The sequence below is a fragment of the Lamprobacter modestohalophilus genome, assembly GCF_016583905.1.
Lineage (GTDB): Bacteria > Pseudomonadota > Gammaproteobacteria > Chromatiales > Chromatiaceae > Lamprobacter > Lamprobacter modestohalophilus.
This window is the reverse complement of the sequence record NZ_NRRY01000005.1, coordinates 13,534-27,469: the sequence shown is the minus strand read 5'-3', so window position 1 is coordinate 27,469 and position 13,936 is coordinate 13,534. Positions and strand designations below refer to the sequence as shown.

The 13,936-nt window shown below is 61.1% G+C and carries 12 protein-coding genes; 7 read left to right on the top strand and 5 right to left on the bottom strand.

Going from position 1 to position 13,936, the window contains the following annotated elements; genetic code table 11:
- Positions 1–284: 284 nt before the first annotated feature.
- The 4 genes from sufB to CKO42_RS04845 all read left to right on the top strand — a co-directional run bounded on the left by sufB (position 285) and on the right by CKO42_RS04845 (position 4,640).
- Positions 285–1,769 carry a Fe-S cluster assembly protein SufB gene (sufB, locus tag CKO42_RS04860; protein WP_200240010.1) on the top strand — a complete coding sequence of 495 codons (1,485 nt, stop codon included), beginning with the start codon at positions 285–287 and terminating at the stop codon, positions 1,767–1,769.
- A gap of 255 nt (positions 1,770–2,024) precedes the next feature.
- Positions 2,025–2,777, top strand: coding sequence for a Fe-S cluster assembly ATPase SufC (gene sufC, locus CKO42_RS04855; protein WP_200240008.1), 753 nt, complete (start codon positions 2,025–2,027; stop codon positions 2,775–2,777).
- Complete coding sequence (gene sufD, locus CKO42_RS04850) at positions 2,774–4,144, top strand: Fe-S cluster assembly protein SufD (RefSeq protein WP_200240006.1); 1,371 nt, start codon at positions 2,774–2,776, stop codon at positions 4,142–4,144. The genes sufC and sufD overlap by 4 nt, the downstream gene beginning before the upstream one ends.
- Before the next feature lie 58 nt (positions 4,145–4,202).
- A complete protein-coding gene (locus tag CKO42_RS04845; RefSeq protein ID WP_200240004.1) occupies positions 4,203–4,640 on the top strand; it encodes an SUF system Fe-S cluster assembly protein in 438 nt (145 codons plus the stop codon).
- 124 nt (positions 4,641–4,764) lie between these two features.
- Here the strand turns inward: CKO42_RS04845 and CKO42_RS04840 are convergent, their stop codons facing one another.
- The gene (locus CKO42_RS04840; RefSeq protein ID WP_200240002.1) at positions 4,765–5,976 is read right to left on the bottom strand and encodes an AI-2E family transporter; all 1,212 of its coding nucleotides are present in this window, start codon (positions 5,974–5,976) and stop codon (positions 4,765–4,767) included.
- A 247-nt stretch (positions 5,977–6,223) separates the two neighbouring features.
- On the opposite strand from CKO42_RS04840, the gene CKO42_RS04835 reads away from it, so the two are divergent.
- Both CKO42_RS04835 and CKO42_RS04830 read left to right on the top strand, forming a co-directional pair.
- Positions 6,224–6,649, top strand: a complete 426-nt coding sequence (locus tag CKO42_RS04835; RefSeq protein WP_200240000.1) for a hypothetical protein — start codon at positions 6,224–6,226, stop codon at positions 6,647–6,649.
- Positions 6,650–6,725: 76 nt separating this feature from the next.
- A complete protein-coding gene (locus CKO42_RS04830) occupies positions 6,726–7,361 on the top strand; it encodes a lasso peptide biosynthesis protein (protein ID WP_200239998.1) in 636 nt (211 codons plus the stop codon).
- A 313-nt stretch (positions 7,362–7,674) separates the two neighbouring features.
- Here the strand turns inward: CKO42_RS04830 and CKO42_RS04825 are convergent, their stop codons facing one another.
- Entirely contained in the window at positions 7,675–8,316 is a 642-nt protein-coding gene (locus tag CKO42_RS04825; protein ID WP_207148655.1) for a bacteriohemerythrin, read from the bottom strand.
- A 423-nt stretch (positions 8,317–8,739) separates the two neighbouring features.
- On the opposite strand from CKO42_RS04825, the gene CKO42_RS04820 reads away from it, so the two are divergent.
- Positions 8,740–10,356: an MFS transporter gene (locus tag CKO42_RS04820; RefSeq protein ID WP_200239994.1), complete on the top strand. Its 1,617-nt coding sequence runs from the start codon at positions 8,740–8,742 to the stop codon at positions 10,354–10,356.
- A 7-nt stretch (positions 10,357–10,363) separates the two neighbouring features.
- Here the strand turns inward: CKO42_RS04820 and CKO42_RS04815 are convergent, their stop codons facing one another.
- From CKO42_RS04815 to ettA, 3 genes are all read right to left on the bottom strand, one after another.
- The gene (locus tag CKO42_RS04815; protein ID WP_200239992.1) at positions 10,364–11,284 is read right to left on the bottom strand and encodes an ATP-binding protein; all 921 of its coding nucleotides are present in this window, start codon (positions 11,282–11,284) and stop codon (positions 10,364–10,366) included.
- A 160-nt stretch (positions 11,285–11,444) separates the two neighbouring features.
- Positions 11,445–12,053, bottom strand: a complete 609-nt coding sequence (locus tag CKO42_RS04810; protein ID WP_200239990.1) for a hypothetical protein — start codon at positions 12,051–12,053, stop codon at positions 11,445–11,447.
- 183 nt (positions 12,054–12,236) lie between these two features.
- Positions 12,237–13,904 carry an energy-dependent translational throttle protein EttA gene (gene ettA / locus CKO42_RS04805; protein ID WP_200239988.1) on the bottom strand — a complete coding sequence of 556 codons (1,668 nt, stop codon included), beginning with the start codon at positions 13,902–13,904 and terminating at the stop codon, positions 12,237–12,239.
- Positions 13,905–13,936: the final 32 nt, after the last annotated feature.

The following is a 13,936-nucleotide window of genomic DNA, read 5'->3' as shown; positions in this document are numbered from 1 at the left end:
GATCTATCGTCAATGGCGTTGGCCCGAAGACCTGGGCGCCAGAGCCTAGTTTGTGTGCACTGAGCAGAGATAGCAAGAGGGATGAGAATAATTGCGATTAAGTTGCCGAGGCGAATGAATGTGCGCTGATGCTTGAAAGTGCCGCCCCTCGTAATGATCTCTGCGGCCGAGCAGCCCGTTTCGCGCGGCCAGATTTCAACAAAACGATGGCCAAGGGTCTTGAAACCCTGCATTGTCGTCGTACTATAACCTAGTAAACTACTCAGGTATCGGAGCGGACACCCATGAGTGCTATCCCAGCAGAGGCCATCACGGCCGAGAGCAAGGCCGACACCGTCGGCCAGTACGACGATCTCGTCAACGCCGGCTATGAGCACGGATTTGTGACCGAGATCGAGTCTGACACCCTGCCACCCGGCCTTGACGAGGGTGTAGTTCGGGCGATCTCGGCGCGCAAGGGCGAGCCCGAGTGGATGACCGAGTGGCGCCTAGCGGCCTATCGCAAGTGGCTCGAGATGCCGACCCCAACCTGGGCCGCGGTGCACTATCCACCGATCGACTACCAAGCGATCTCTTACTTCTCGGCACCGAAGAAAAAGGAGGGTCCCAAGAGCCTCGACGAGGTCGATCCCATCCTGTTGGAGACCTACCAGAAGCTCGGTATCCCGATCGAAGAGCAAAAGGCGCTCGCTGGCATCGCCGTCGATGCGGTGTTCGACAGCGTCTCGGTGGCGACCACCTTCCGCGAGAAGCTGCACGAGGCCGGCGTCATCTTCTGCTCCATCTCGGAGGCGGTACAAGATTATCCCGAGCTGGTGCAGAAGTACCTCGGCACCGTGGTGCCGCCGACCGATAACTTCTACACCGGGCTCAACTCGGCGGTGTTCACCGATGGCACCTTCGTCTATGTGCCGAAGAATACCCGCTGCCCGATGGAGCTGAGTACCTACTTCCGCATCAACACGCCGAATACGGGGCAGTTCGAGCGCACCCTGATCGTCGCCGACGAGGGCAGCTACGTGAGCTATCTGGAAGGCTGTACCGCACCGCAGCGCGACGAGAACCAGCTGCACGCGGCCGTGGTCGAGCTGATCGCCCTTGATGACGCCGAGATCAAGTATTCGACGGTGCAGAACTGGTATCCGGGCGACGAGAATGGCAAGGGCGGGATCTACAACTTCGTCACCAAGCGCGGAGACTGCCGCGGCCACCGATCGAAGATCAGCTGGACCCAGGTCGAAACCGGCTCGGCGATCACCTGGAAATATCCGAGCTGTATTCTGCGTGGCGACGATTCAGTCGGCGAGTTCTACTCGGTGGCGGTGACCAAGGGCCGGCAACAGGCCGATACCGGCACCAAGATGATCCACTTGGGTAAGAACACCAGCTCGACCATCGTCAGTAAGGGTATTAGCGCGCAGCATGGTCAGCAGGCCTACCGTGGGCTGGTGCGTATCGCCGCTCGCGCTGAAGGGGCACGCAACCATACGCAGTGCGATTCCCTGCTGATCGGTGATAAATCGAGCGCGCACACCTTCCCGTACATCGAAGTCAAGAACTCCAGCGCGAAGATGGAGCACGAGGCGACGACCTCGAAGATCAGCGACGACCAGCTTTTCTACTGTCGCGCGCGTGGGCTCTCTGAAGAGGATGCGGTCTCGATGATCGTCAACGGCTTCTGTAAAGAGGTCTTCAATGAGCTGCCCATGGAGTTTGCGGTCGAGGCCCAGAAGCTGCTCAGCATCAGTCTCGAAGGCGCGGTTGGCTGATGACGCACCGCTAGGCGTTTAGCGGTCCAGCGCGAGCTGTGGCATAACCCTCTGCCAGGCCTGACCGCAGGGCATTGGGCTGCCACAAGCACCGGTCAGCAACAGCGATCACCTGAAGGCCAAGAATAGCCAAGCGATGGCGAAGCAACGGCTAAGCAATGGCCGAATAGAGTCGCCAAGTTAAAGAACACGAGGGCGCGAGTCGATGCGAACAGCGTTCGCCGCTGCGCCCACCATGACTTAGGAGCATCAAACATGTTGTCTGTGAAGGGCCTGAAGGCCAATGTCGGTGACAAAGAGATTCTGCGTGGCCTCGACCTTGAGGTCGCGCCCGGCGAGGTTCATGCGATCATGGGGCCGAATGGCTCGGGCAAGAGCACCTTTGCGCATGTCCTCTCGGGTCGCGAAGGCTATGAGGTGACCGCCGGTAGCGCCATGCTCGACGGCACTGACCTGTTCGAGCTTGATCCCGAAGAGCGCGCTCGTCTGGGCCTGTTTCTGGCGTTTCAGTACCCAGTCGAGCTGCCCGGCGTCAACAACATGTACTTCCTCAAGGCGGCGTTGAATGCGATTCGCAAATCGCGCGGCGAGGACGAGTTCGACGCGGTCTCCTTCATGCGCTTGATGAAGGAAAAGCTGAAGGTGCTGCACCTAGACGATAGTCTGCTCAAACGTCCGGTCAATTTCGGCTTCTCCGGCGGCGAGAAGAAGCGTAACGAGATCTTCCAGATGGCCATGCTCGAGCCAAAGCTGGCGATCTTGGACGAGACCGACTCGGGCCTCGACATCGACGCCTTGCGCATCGTCGCCGACGGCGTCAACGCGCTGCGCAGCCCGGAGCGCTCGATGATCGTCGTCACCCATTATCAGCGTCTGCTCGATTACATCGAGCCTGACTACGTCCATGTGCTCGCCAAGGGCCAGATCATCCGCTCCGGCGGCAAGGAGCTGGCGCTCGAGCTCGAGGAGAAGGGTTACGGCTGGATCGTTGACGGGGAGGCAGCATGAGCGCAGCAGCGAACAGCAGTCGACAGCAGACCGAGGCCGCCGAGGCCTTTGCGGGCTGGCTTCAGGGCCTTAGTGGCGGCGCCGCGATCGACGCCGCCAGCTCCGGCACCGCGCAGGACTGGCTCGCCGCTGAGCGTCAGCAGGCCGCCGAGCGCGTGCGCGCACAGGCGGTTCCAACCGGCAAGTCTGAGAGTTGGCGCTACACCGGGCTGCGCTCGCTGATCGATCAGGGCTTCGTCCAGGTTGACGAGCCCTTGACAGCGCTGACACCGGATGACATCGAAGAGGTCCTCGTGCCGGGGCTTGATGCGCATCGTGCCGTGCTGGTGAATGGGCGCTACTCCGAGGCGCTGTCTGATCTCGGGACGTTGCCGCGGGGCGTGCGTGTCGGCAGCTTGCAGCGCATGATCGAGTCTGACCCCGACGCACTCCAGGGGGTGCTGACACGGATTGCGGGCGAGGGCAGCCACCTCTTCGCCTCGTTGAATACCGCCGCGATGCAGGACGGCCTGGTCTTGTTGCTGGAGCGGGGCGCGCTGCTCGAGCGGCCGATCGAGGTCATCCACCTGTCGGTTGGGATGGAGGAGCCACGGGTGGCTCAGCCCAGACACCTGATCAGTCTCGGCGACGGTGCCCAGGCGCAGGTCATCGAGCGCTATGTGAGCCTTGGTGACGCGCTGTACTGCACCAATTCCGTCCTTGAGCTGTCACTCGGCCGCGATGCGCTGCTGAAGCATGCGCGGGTGCAGCAGGAGAGTCCGAATGCCTTTCATATTACCGGCCTCTACCTGAGCCAGGATGCCAATAGCCACTATGCTGGCGTCAATATCGGCCTCGGTGGCACTTGGGCGCGCACGGATCTGGTCACCCGCTTCAGTGGCGAGCATGCCGAGTGCGATCTGCAGGGGCTCTACCTAGCCGGTGACAAGCAGTTGATCGACTACCACATGGACGTCCGCCATGGCCTGCCGAATTGCACCAGCCGCGAGCGCTTCAAGGGCATTCTTTATGGCAAGGGCAGGGCGGTCTTCGACGGCCTGGTCTATGTGGCGCGCGATGCGCAAAAGACCGATGCCGCGATGTCGAATCGCAACCTGATCCTGTCGGCGAATGCGGAGGTTGATACCAAGCCGCAGCTCGAGATCTATGCCGACGATGTCAAGTGTAGTCACGGCACGACGGTCGGCCAGATCGAGCCCGAGATGCTGTTCTACCTGCGCTCGCGGGGTATCTCGGCATCGCTCGCACGGCGCATGCTCTGCCTCGGTTTCGCTGGGGAGATCATCGAGGCCCTCGGCCCCGAGGCGCTGCGCGACTACGTGACCGAGCAGGTCGGCGAGCGGCTCGAGCGGGCGCCGCTGGATTAAGCGCAGATCGCTGGATTGAAGCGCAGATACAGTCTTTTGCAGTCGAGGTAACGCTCTGATGAACAGGTTAGCGAGATTCGCCGGCTTCGGCTCCGACGATCATGGAATGGTCGATCGGGACGACGTAGTGGCAGCCGGGGCTGCTGCAGGCGACAACGCGGGGGCTGAGGCAGCCCAGGCACTTGATGATGCCGAGTCGCTGCGGGAGCCGATCATTGCCGCCCTACGGCAGGTCCATGATCCAGAGATCCCGGTCAACATCTACGACTTAGGCTTGATCTACAAGATCGACATCGCCGATAACGGCGATGTCGATGTCGATATGACCCTCACCGCGCCTGCATGCCCGGTGGCTGGGCTGATGCCGGTGATGGTGAAGGACGCAGTGAAGACGGTCGACGGCGTTGGTGAGGTCGCCGTCGAGCTGGTCTGGGACCCGCCCTGGAGTCCAGACACCATGTCCGATGAGGCCAAGCTCACCCTCGGCATGTTCTAGATCTTTCGGCAGGCCCTTTCGCTAGGGACTGTCCTAGCGGTCGGGCACTCGCCAGATCCCAGTTCGCAGCTGGTGCCTGGTGAGCGGCTGAATCGGTTGCATCGTGCGCTGCCAGATCATCCGGCTACTTGGGCTCTGGGTCGAGTTCACCTGGCTGAGCCGATCTCTGATTACCCTCGACCTCGCTGGCGATGTCGGGCGAGGGCCAATCCACTGAGTCATCGCACGCCACGATTGTTTCCCGTGGCGGCGGTGCTTCCGTCGCCTCATCAGTGTCACTATGGACTGCGGGGAGACTGTCCTTGAAGGCCTCGCCATAGATCTCCCAGATCGTGATGAAAAGCGAGGCGATGAGTGGGCCAATCAGAAGCCCTGCCATCCCAAACATAAACAACCCGCCCAGGGTGCCGAAGAAGATCATCAGCTCATGCATATCGGTGTGCTTTCCGACCAGCACTGGACGTAGCAGATTATCGATACTGCCGACCACCATAATGCAGAAGATCGCGAGTCCGATGCCTGCACCAAACGCGCCTTGAGCCACTAGGATAACAGCGGCAGGTACCCAGACCAGCGCTGAGCCAATCCCAGGGATAATCGATAATACGGCCATCACTGTGCCCCAGAAGACCGCATTCGGGACCCCAGCAATCGCAAAGGCAATGCCTGCGAGCGCCCCCTGAAGGAAGCCGATGAGCAGGGTTCCAACCACCATCGCTTGGGTCACCGAGGTGAATTTACTCAGCATGAGGCGCTCGTCGCGATCGTGGAGTGGCAAGTAGTAGAGCACCGCGTTTACCACCTTGCCGCCGTCGATCAGGAAGAAGAAGAGGGTGTAGAAAAAGACGATGGTGACGAACAGGAACTGCACCGTCCCGAGTGCGATGGTCGAGATCTGACTGACAAGGAGCTTGCCGAGCGCCTCGACCGCGCCGGCGATCTGGGTCGTCACCTGATCCTCGTACGGGATCAATTCCTCATAGAACGGGATTTTCTCGAGCACCTCTTGGAAGCTTCCCGGCTCTTTGAGGAAGTTCACCACGATCGGCGTGAGTGACTGGCCGACGTTCACGGCCTGTCCGATGAAGACCATGGTTAGGATCACGATTGGGATCAGCACCACGATCAACAGCAGAAGTAGACTGATCAGCGAGGCCAGGTAACGCCGGCCGCCGAGCCAGTGCGTGAGCCGCGTATAGACCGGATGCGTCATCGCGGCGAAGACTGCGGCCATGAAGATCGCGACCAGAAATTGCTGGATCATGGTCAGGAATAGCAGCGAGATCACTGCAACCAAGGCCAACAACACGGTTTTGTTGATCGTTTCCTGCTTCATTGGGTGGTCCTAAGAATACTTGACTATTTTCATGGAGAACGATTCCTGTTCGCGAGACCATGCTAGGTCATTCGATGAGCAGCGGTCTTGGGGGCTCAGCACTGAGCAGCGTGCGGCCCTGAGAGGATCTGCGTCACGAGCTGGCCAGACTGACCAGCGAACTGGCGGGCAAGGTGGGTTGAGAACCGTTGCCGACTTCAGCGAACAGCATCAATTAGCTCACAGCATCAAATAGGTTTAACAATCGATGGACAAGTTTACTCGCAATTACAGCATTGTTCTGGGCGTCGTCGTGGTCGCTCTGCTGGCTTGGTGGATCAATTCGAGCTGGCAACCTCAGGTCTGGGAGATCAACGATGTCCTCGATACCGACCCCGAGCTCGCCGACTATCCCTACCAATTCCGCGTCAAGCGCTTCGAAAATGGCGTCGCGACCATCTCAACCCCGCGAAACTTTCAAGTTCCTGCGATTCGCTTTCTTGAGGTGATCCATCCTGAACTCGCTGGGCTCGCGCAAGATGACCCTAAGATGATTGCGGCGCAGCAGGGCCTGATCGATCATCAGAAACGCACCCAAGGGCTCGTGCTCGCGCAGCCGGGCGTCGATCGCGTCGATTGGGAGCTTGATGTGCAATGGTTGGCAGACCACGGCGTGCAAGTGGGCGGCAACTGATCGCCGATTGCCCAGGGTAGGGCTTCTAGCTGTGATCCTGTCCGGCCAAGAGGTGTCCGGCCAGAGGCCAAGCATCTTGCGCGTCATCGCAGCAGCGCTGTTGATTGTATGGGCCAGTGGCCTCGCTGCCGCCCCCGCCGACAGGTCACCCGCTGCAAACGTCATCCGCGCGCTCTCGGCTTCGGTGGAGGCATTGGTCGCAAGCAGCCGTCCTCCGCATTGGCCGCTGCGGCGTGCCTGTTTCTACTACGCCTTGGCGGGCCAAGCCCTGCTGGCTCGGCACGGGATCAGCGCCTGTCTGCACGTTGGACAGGTCAGTTATTTTCCCGGCACCGCTCATGCCCATCCGATTGCGCCCCACGCATGGTTGGCGACTGAGGTCGGCTTCATCGACTACGCGACCCTGCCCCGTTGGGGGCGAGTCACTGTCATCCCTCACGCGCTGGTCGCCACCGATCCGTCCCTGGTCATGCCGGGTGTGACCCAGGTGCTGACCCTCAGCGCCGGCCCGGATGACCCGTTGACGTGGTGTCTACAGGATCATTATCGGCGCTTCTCCCTGTTCATTCGTGCGGAAAAGGAGAGGCTTGCAGCTGGTCGCCGGATATTGTCGCACCCGATTGCGCAGAGTTTGTGTTTGCCAGCAAGGGGTGATCGCCCACAAAGCCCTGCAAGAGGCGATGGCCAAGCTTACGGGGCTGACCATCCGTGACCTGGTGCCTGTGAGCTGGCTGCGCCGCCGTCGGGGATCAACATTGTGCAGTTCGGTTTCCCCGACCAGCGCGTGGCGCGGCTGAAAGCGGTCGTCATGGAGACTCAGTCCGGTGTCGGCAACGAGGCTTGCCTGCAGAGCCTTCCGCGAGAAGTCGAGGTCTGAGTGTCGACCGACACGCCCGATGCGGGCTTTGAGCAGGTCGGGCGGCGGCGCCTGAGGCCGGCGACTGGGCGCCATGTGATTCAGGGCGACAGCTACAGCAGTCTTGGCTGCTCCGCGCCACCAACGACTTCGGTCCCGTACCACAAGATTAGGTTGCGGGCGCTTGAGCGCGCGCGACTCTCGATTCTGATCGAGCAAACGCCGGATGCTTACGTCTGCTTGCCGTGCGCTCTCTTTGCATGAACTGGGCGTAGTCGACGTCACAGCCGAGAATGTGGCCGACTGTCACGCCGAGCATGAAGTTGAGCATGATTAGCGACTGGTGTTGGAAGGCCCATTGGCTCTCGTTGCCTTTAACTCTCTGGCAAACGAAGTCAAACTCCGCGAGCATGGCCTGATGTTGGGCACGGTGCTCGTCCCTCTCGGGATAGTCGATTTCCTCCAGCATGTTCTCTTCAAAGCGGAAATGCGAAGCCAAGGTCCGTCCAAAGCGCTCGAATACCTTGAACAGCGTTTCATCACTAGCCTTCTCTTGAGCGAGCTCGCACGCCTCGAGGGCCATCTCGAAGATCGCCTCGTGCTGAGCGTCTATGGTTGGCTCATCGACGGCAAAGTCATTGTGCCACCTGAGCAGGGGCTTGAGGGAGTGAAATGCCAACCCTTGGAGGGCGTTGGCGCGCCGGCTAACATCTTCATACATCATCGTATCCTCTTTGGTGGTGGATAAGAACATTCCCTGTCCTTCATGTTCTTGGCGACCACGGAATGTTTGCCTGGTCGTGATGGGCATAACCCCATACCTTATCGTCCTAGTCGGTTTTACATCCAGCTGGCGCCCTCATGCAAGAACATTATTACGGTCCGATGACATCAGGGCTTTACGCACTCCGCGTTGCCACCGTCGGCTTTCAATAATCCGGTGTCTCCTTCGGGTCGTTATGCAAGCCTTCTGGCTTTCTCAAGCGATGCTCAAGTGCGGGGAGGGTAGCCGTTGGCGAGGATTGCGAATTATGGAAGCGCTCACGACGTACCGTTAAAAACAGAAAAGGCTATTGCCGAGCGCGACCGCGCCTGCTTATGCGAAAAGGACACCAGGCGCGCCGACAGTCCATTTCCGCTTCGACGCTCAAACTACGGGCCGCGATGCGGGCTCGCCGCCTGACCTGATCGCCTCGCCCATTGCGATTTGACTAGGGCTCCGCATCTTGGCTCCATGCAGAGAGTCAGCAGCAATTGGTTCGATCGGATCGTACTCGATCTGGGGCGGCAGCTTCGGCTGTCCTATCTGCCTCCGCTGATGATCTATGCCGCTGCCGGTATTCAGGGGCTCACGGCCATCGTCGGCACCTTCTTCGTCAAAGATTATCTCGGCTTGTCTGCCGAGTTTCTGGCCGCGCTCGGTTTTTGGGCGATGCTGCCTTGGTCTTTGAAGATGCCCCTCGGTCACCTGGTCGACCTGATCTGGCGCTGGAAGGCGATTCTCGTCTATCTGGGTGCCGGTTTGATTGCGGCGAGTCTGCTGATGATGTTGGGCTTGCTGAGTCGGCCAGACGCGATGGCGAGTTTGATGCCGATCGAGAGCTGGTTCGTGTTCAGCGTGCTGTTGGCGCCCTTGGGCTACGTCGTCCAGGACGTGGTCGCAGACGCGATGACGGTCGAGGCCGTGCCGACCCTGGACGAGCAGGGCCAGCCTATCGATGCCGAGCAGCGGCGCTTGATGCACACCACCATGCAGACGCTGGGGCGCGTCGCCATCATCGGCGGCGGCGTCGCGGTGGCCTTGCTGAATGTGTGGCTGTTCCGCGATGTCGGCGCCATGGATCAGGCCGCACAGCTAGCGACCTACATCGATATCTTCGCGCTGGCGTTGCTGATCCCCGTCGTTTCCGTCTCCGGGGTCGTCCTCGGCAGCCTGCTCAAGCGGCGCGAACTGAACCGGCTTCGGGCGCTTGGCGCAACCGAGGCCGCAGCGCGGCTCGTCCAGGGTGGCACCGAGCCGACCAAGCCTAATCCTTGGATTCTCGGTGGCAGCCTGGCCTTTGTGCTCTTCACACTGGCGGTCGGGCTTGGCGATGTCCCGAACAACAAAGAGATCGTGTTTATCGGCTCGCTTGGGATCGTCAGTTTCCTCATCTGGCGGTTGCTTCGGGAACTCACGCCCGAGGCCGGGCGGGTGCTGCTCGGCACCGCGATCGTCATCTTTGTCTTCCGCGCGGTACCCAGCCCCGGCGCCGGCAACACCTGGTGGATGATCGATGATCTCGGTTTCGATCAGCAGTTCATCTCGGTGTTGTCCCTCGTTGGCAGCAGCATGGCGCTGGCCGCCATGTTCATCTTCCGCCGGTTCATGGCCGATCACTCGATCGTCACTATCATCGCCTTCCTCACCATCCTCAGCACCTTGCTCTCGCTGCCGAACCTGGCCCTCTACTACGGCTTCCACGAGTGGAGCGCAGCGCACACGGCCGGGATCGTTGACGCTCGCTTCATCGCGCTGATCGACACCGCGCTGGAGTCGCCGCTCGGCCAGGTCGCGATGATCCCGATGCTGGCCTGGATCGCCAACTCCGCCCCGGCGCATCTCAAGGCGACCTTTTTCGCGGTGATGGCCTCGTTCACCAATTTGGCGCTCTCGGCGGGCCAGCTCGGCACCAAGTATCTGAATCAACTCTATGCGGTGACGCGCGAGGTTCGGGTCGATGGCGTTGTGACGGTGCCAGCCGACTACTCGGAGTTGGGCTGGCTGCTGTGGACGGTGATGGCGCTCGGGCTTGTGCTGCCTTTTGCCGCGATCATCTTCGTTCGCTTATCGAGGCTCCGCAGCGCCTGAAGCCTGTTTAGGCCAGAGAAGGCGCGGACTGGCTCAGCGACGAGGCTTGGCTCAGGACCGCGTTACGTCCAGCCCAGTCGCGGGCGAATTGCCAAGCGGTGCGACCGCTGCGCGAGCCGCGCCGCAGGGCCCATTGCAGCGCCTGGCGTTCGGTCTCGGCAGGGTCCGCGCTGGTTGCGCCGAGCTGCGCGAGCCAGTGCTGAACAACGCGGAGGTACTCGGCTTGGCTGAACGGGTAGAACGAGAGCCAGATCCCGAACCGATCCGAGAGCGAGATCTTCTCCTCGACCCCTTCGCCTTGATGGATCTCGCCGTCGATCATGCGTGCGTCCTGGTTCTCGCGCTGATACTCGGGCAGCAGGTGACGACGGTTGGAGGTGGCGTAGATCAACAGGTTGTCTGGTGGGGCGCTGAGTGAGCCGTCGAGCGCGGCCTTCAGTGCCTTGTAGCCGGACTCGGAGGCTTCAAAGGATAGATCGTCACAGTAGAGGATGAAGCGCTCGCTGCGGCCGCCGATCTGGTCGATGATCTCGGGCAGGTCGGTGAGATCGTCCTTGTCGACCTCGATCAGCCGCAGGCCTTGGTCTTGATAGGTATTGAGCAGCGCCTTGATCAGCGACGACTTGCCGGTGCCGCGCGAGCCTGAGAGCAGCACATTGTTGGCGCCGCCGCCGGCGAGGAACTGGCGCGTGTTGCGGTCGATCTCAGCGCGCTGTGCGTCGATACCGAGCAGATCTTCGAGCCGCAACTGATGCGGCCGGCGGATCGGCTCCATCCAGCCCCTGCCTCGCGGTCCCTGGGCGCGATCCTTGCGCCAGCGCCAGGCGACTGCAGTCCAGTCGGTCGCGGTCGGCGCCGGCAGCCAGGGCTCGACGCGGTCGAGCAGGGCGTCGATGCGGGAGAGCAGTTGCTCGAGGTTGGCGCTCATCAGTCAGCAAGGCGATTCAAGCTGTCACAGGCCGTGATCTGACTGCTGGGCATCTGTGCATAAGCGGCGATGGCGAAGCGGCGGCGGCCCACCGTTAATTTGAATCTCACGCCATTCATTGTCTGGGGTCGCGCCGCGCTATGGTCGTTCGCTGTGCTGATTAGAGCACTGAAAAGCTGCGCAGCACATTGGCGAGCCTTTCATCCTCGCGAGCCAACTCGCGCAGCGCCTTCAGCAAGCGGGTCAGCAATGAGCCTTCTTCATGGCGCAGCTGCAGGTCGCGCTCCAGATCCTGCTCAAGCCTGGCGAGGCGTGATTCGAGCGGACGCAGCGCCGTGCGACGGTCCCAAACGATGTAGCCAAACAGCGAGACGATCAGCAGCACCAGCGCGGAGAACATGGTCAACATCATCGCAAAGAGATCATCGAGGCGCTTCTCGACGGCGGCAAAGCGCTGATCCATCAAGTTTTCCATGGCGCCAAAGCGTTGGTCCATGTCTTTCTCTATGGCGATAAAGCGCCGGTCCATGGCGCTCTCCATCGCGGCAAAGCGCTGATTCATCGTTTCCTCCATGGCAGTGAAGCGCTGATCCATGCGTTGTTCCAGTGCCGTTAAGCGCTGCTCCAAGGTCGATTGGCCAGCATCTAGTCGAGTGAGGGATTCGATGATCTCGCGGTCCGAGATGCGCGGCGCGGTCTCGACCGCCAAAGCATCTAGGCTGGTGACGAACAGCGCTGACGCACAACAAAAAGGTAACAGATGCCGCATCAGATCACCTCTGGGGGCGAGACTTTCCGTTCCATAAGACTAGCAGGCTTCTAAAACAATCACGGGATTCTAACGCGATCCTCAGTCGTCATCACCGAGGATAGCGTCGATTTCGAGCGGCTCGGGCATGAGGGAAGGGCGCCAGCGTACTTGAGCGCAGCGTTTCCGCCATAAGCCGCAGCCTCAGGCCTTTAGCGGCCGGTAACGGATGCGATGTGGCTGATCGGCTTCGGTGCCCAGACGCCGGTGACGATCCTCCTCATAGTCCGCATAGTTGCCCTCGAACCAGGTCACCTGCGATTCACCCTCAAAGGCCAGGATATGGGTCGCAATGCGGTCCAGGAACCAGCGATCATGGCTGATCACCACCACGCAGCCAGGGAAGTTCAGCACCGCCTCTTCCAACGCGCGCAGGGTCTCGACATCCAGATCATTGGTCGGCTCGTCGAGCAACAACAGATTGCCGCCGCTCTTCAGCAGCTTGGCCAGATGCACCCGGTTGCGTTCACCGCCGGAGAGATCGCCGATGCGCTTCTGCTGATCGGAGCCCCTAAAGTTGAAGCGGCTCACATAGGCGCGCGAGGGCATCTCGTAGCGACCGACCACGATAGTGTCGAGACCGTCGGAGATCTCCTCCCAGACCGTCTTCTTGCCATCGAGCGCATCACGGCTCTGATCGACATAGGCGATCTCGACCGTCTCGCCGACCCGCATCTCGCCGCCGTCAGGCTGCTCCTGGCCGGTGATGATGCGAAACATGGTCGTCTTGCCGGCGCCGTTCGGGCCGATGACGCCGACGATGCCGCCTCTGGGCAGGTTGAATGAGAGATCGTCGTAGAGCAGCCGATCGCCATAGCCCTTACGCAGCCCGTTGGCTTCGATGACCAGGTCGCCAAGCCTGGGGCCAGGCGGGATGTAGATCTCGTTGGTCTCGTTGCGGCTCTGGAAGTCCTGCGATTGCAGCTCTTCGAACCGGGCCAAGCGCGCCTTGCTCTTCGACTGCCGGCCCTTGGGGTTGGTGCGCACCCATTCCAGCTCGTGTTTCATCGCCTTGATGCGTGCCTGCTCGGACTTCTCTTCCTGCTCCAGGCGCTTCTCCTTCTGCTCCAGCCAGCTCGAGTAGTTGCCCTGCCAGGGGATGCCGTGGCCGCGGTCGAGCTCCAAGATCCAGCCAGCGACGTTATCCAAGAAATAGCGATCATGAGTGACCGCCACCACGGTGCCGCTGTAATCCTTGAGGAAGCGCTCGAGCCAGGCGACGGATTCGGCATCGAGATGGTTGGTCGGCTCGTCGAGCAGCAGCATGTCCGGCTTGGATAACAGCAGCCGGCAGAGGGCGACGCGGCGGCGCTCGCCACCGGAGAGGGTGCTGACCGCGGCGTCCCAAGGTGGCAACCGCAGCGCGTCGGCGGCTTGGTCGAGCGTGCGGTCGAGATTATGGCCATCGGTGGCCTCGATCAGGTCTTCCAGCTCCGCCTGCTCCTTGGCCAGGGCGTCGAAGTCGGCATCCTCCTCGGCGTAGGCGGCATAGACTGCATCCAGCCGCTCCAGCGCCTGCTTGATCGGCGCGACGGCCTCCTCGACGTTACCGCGCACGTCCTTGCTCTCGTCGAGCTGCGGCTCCTGCGACAGATAGCCAATGTTGATGCCCGGCTGTGGCCGCGCTTCGCCTTCAATGTCGGTGTCGATGCCGGCCATGATGCGCAGCAGCGTCGACTTGCCGGAGCCGTTGAGGCCGAGCACGCCGATCTTGGCGCCGGGAAAGAACGAGAGGGAGATGTCGCGCAGGATCACGCGTTTCGGCGGCACGATCTTGCCGACGCGGTTCATGGTGTAGATGTATTGCGCCATCTCGATCCTATGTCGTTGAGCCATATTGGTCA

Bases quoted from the DNA above. Each gene is read 5' to 3' on its own strand.
- CKO42_RS04825 (WP_207148655.1), bottom strand. From the start codon at position 8,316: ATGCCCATCACGACCAGGCAAACATTCCGTGGTCGCCAAGAACATGAA.
- CKO42_RS04820 (WP_200239994.1), top strand. From the start codon at position 8,740: ATGCAGAGAGTCAGCAGCAATTGGTTCGATCGGATCGTACTCGATCTG.
- CKO42_RS04810 (WP_200239990.1), bottom strand. From the start codon at position 12,053: ATGCGGCATCTGTTACCTTTTTGTTGTGCGTCAGCGCTGTTCGTCACC.
- CKO42_RS04840 (WP_200240002.1), bottom strand. From the start codon at position 5,976: ATGAAGCAGGAAACGATCAACAAAACCGTGTTGTTGGCCTTGGTTGCA.
- CKO42_RS04815 (WP_200239992.1), bottom strand. From the start codon at position 11,284: ATGAGCGCCAACCTCGAGCAACTGCTCTCCCGCATCGACGCCCTGCTC.
- CKO42_RS04835 (WP_200240000.1), top strand. From the start codon at position 6,224: ATGGACAAGTTTACTCGCAATTACAGCATTGTTCTGGGCGTCGTCGTG.
- sufD (WP_200240006.1), top strand. From the start codon at position 2,774: ATGAGCGCAGCAGCGAACAGCAGTCGACAGCAGACCGAGGCCGCCGAG.
- ettA (WP_200239988.1), bottom strand. From the start codon at position 13,904: ATGGCGCAATACATCTACACCATGAACCGCGTCGGCAAGATCGTGCCG.
- CKO42_RS04845 (WP_200240004.1), top strand. From the start codon at position 4,203: ATGAACAGGTTAGCGAGATTCGCCGGCTTCGGCTCCGACGATCATGGA.
- sufC (WP_200240008.1), top strand. From the start codon at position 2,025: ATGTTGTCTGTGAAGGGCCTGAAGGCCAATGTCGGTGACAAAGAGATT.
- sufB (WP_200240010.1), top strand. From the start codon at position 285: ATGAGTGCTATCCCAGCAGAGGCCATCACGGCCGAGAGCAAGGCCGAC.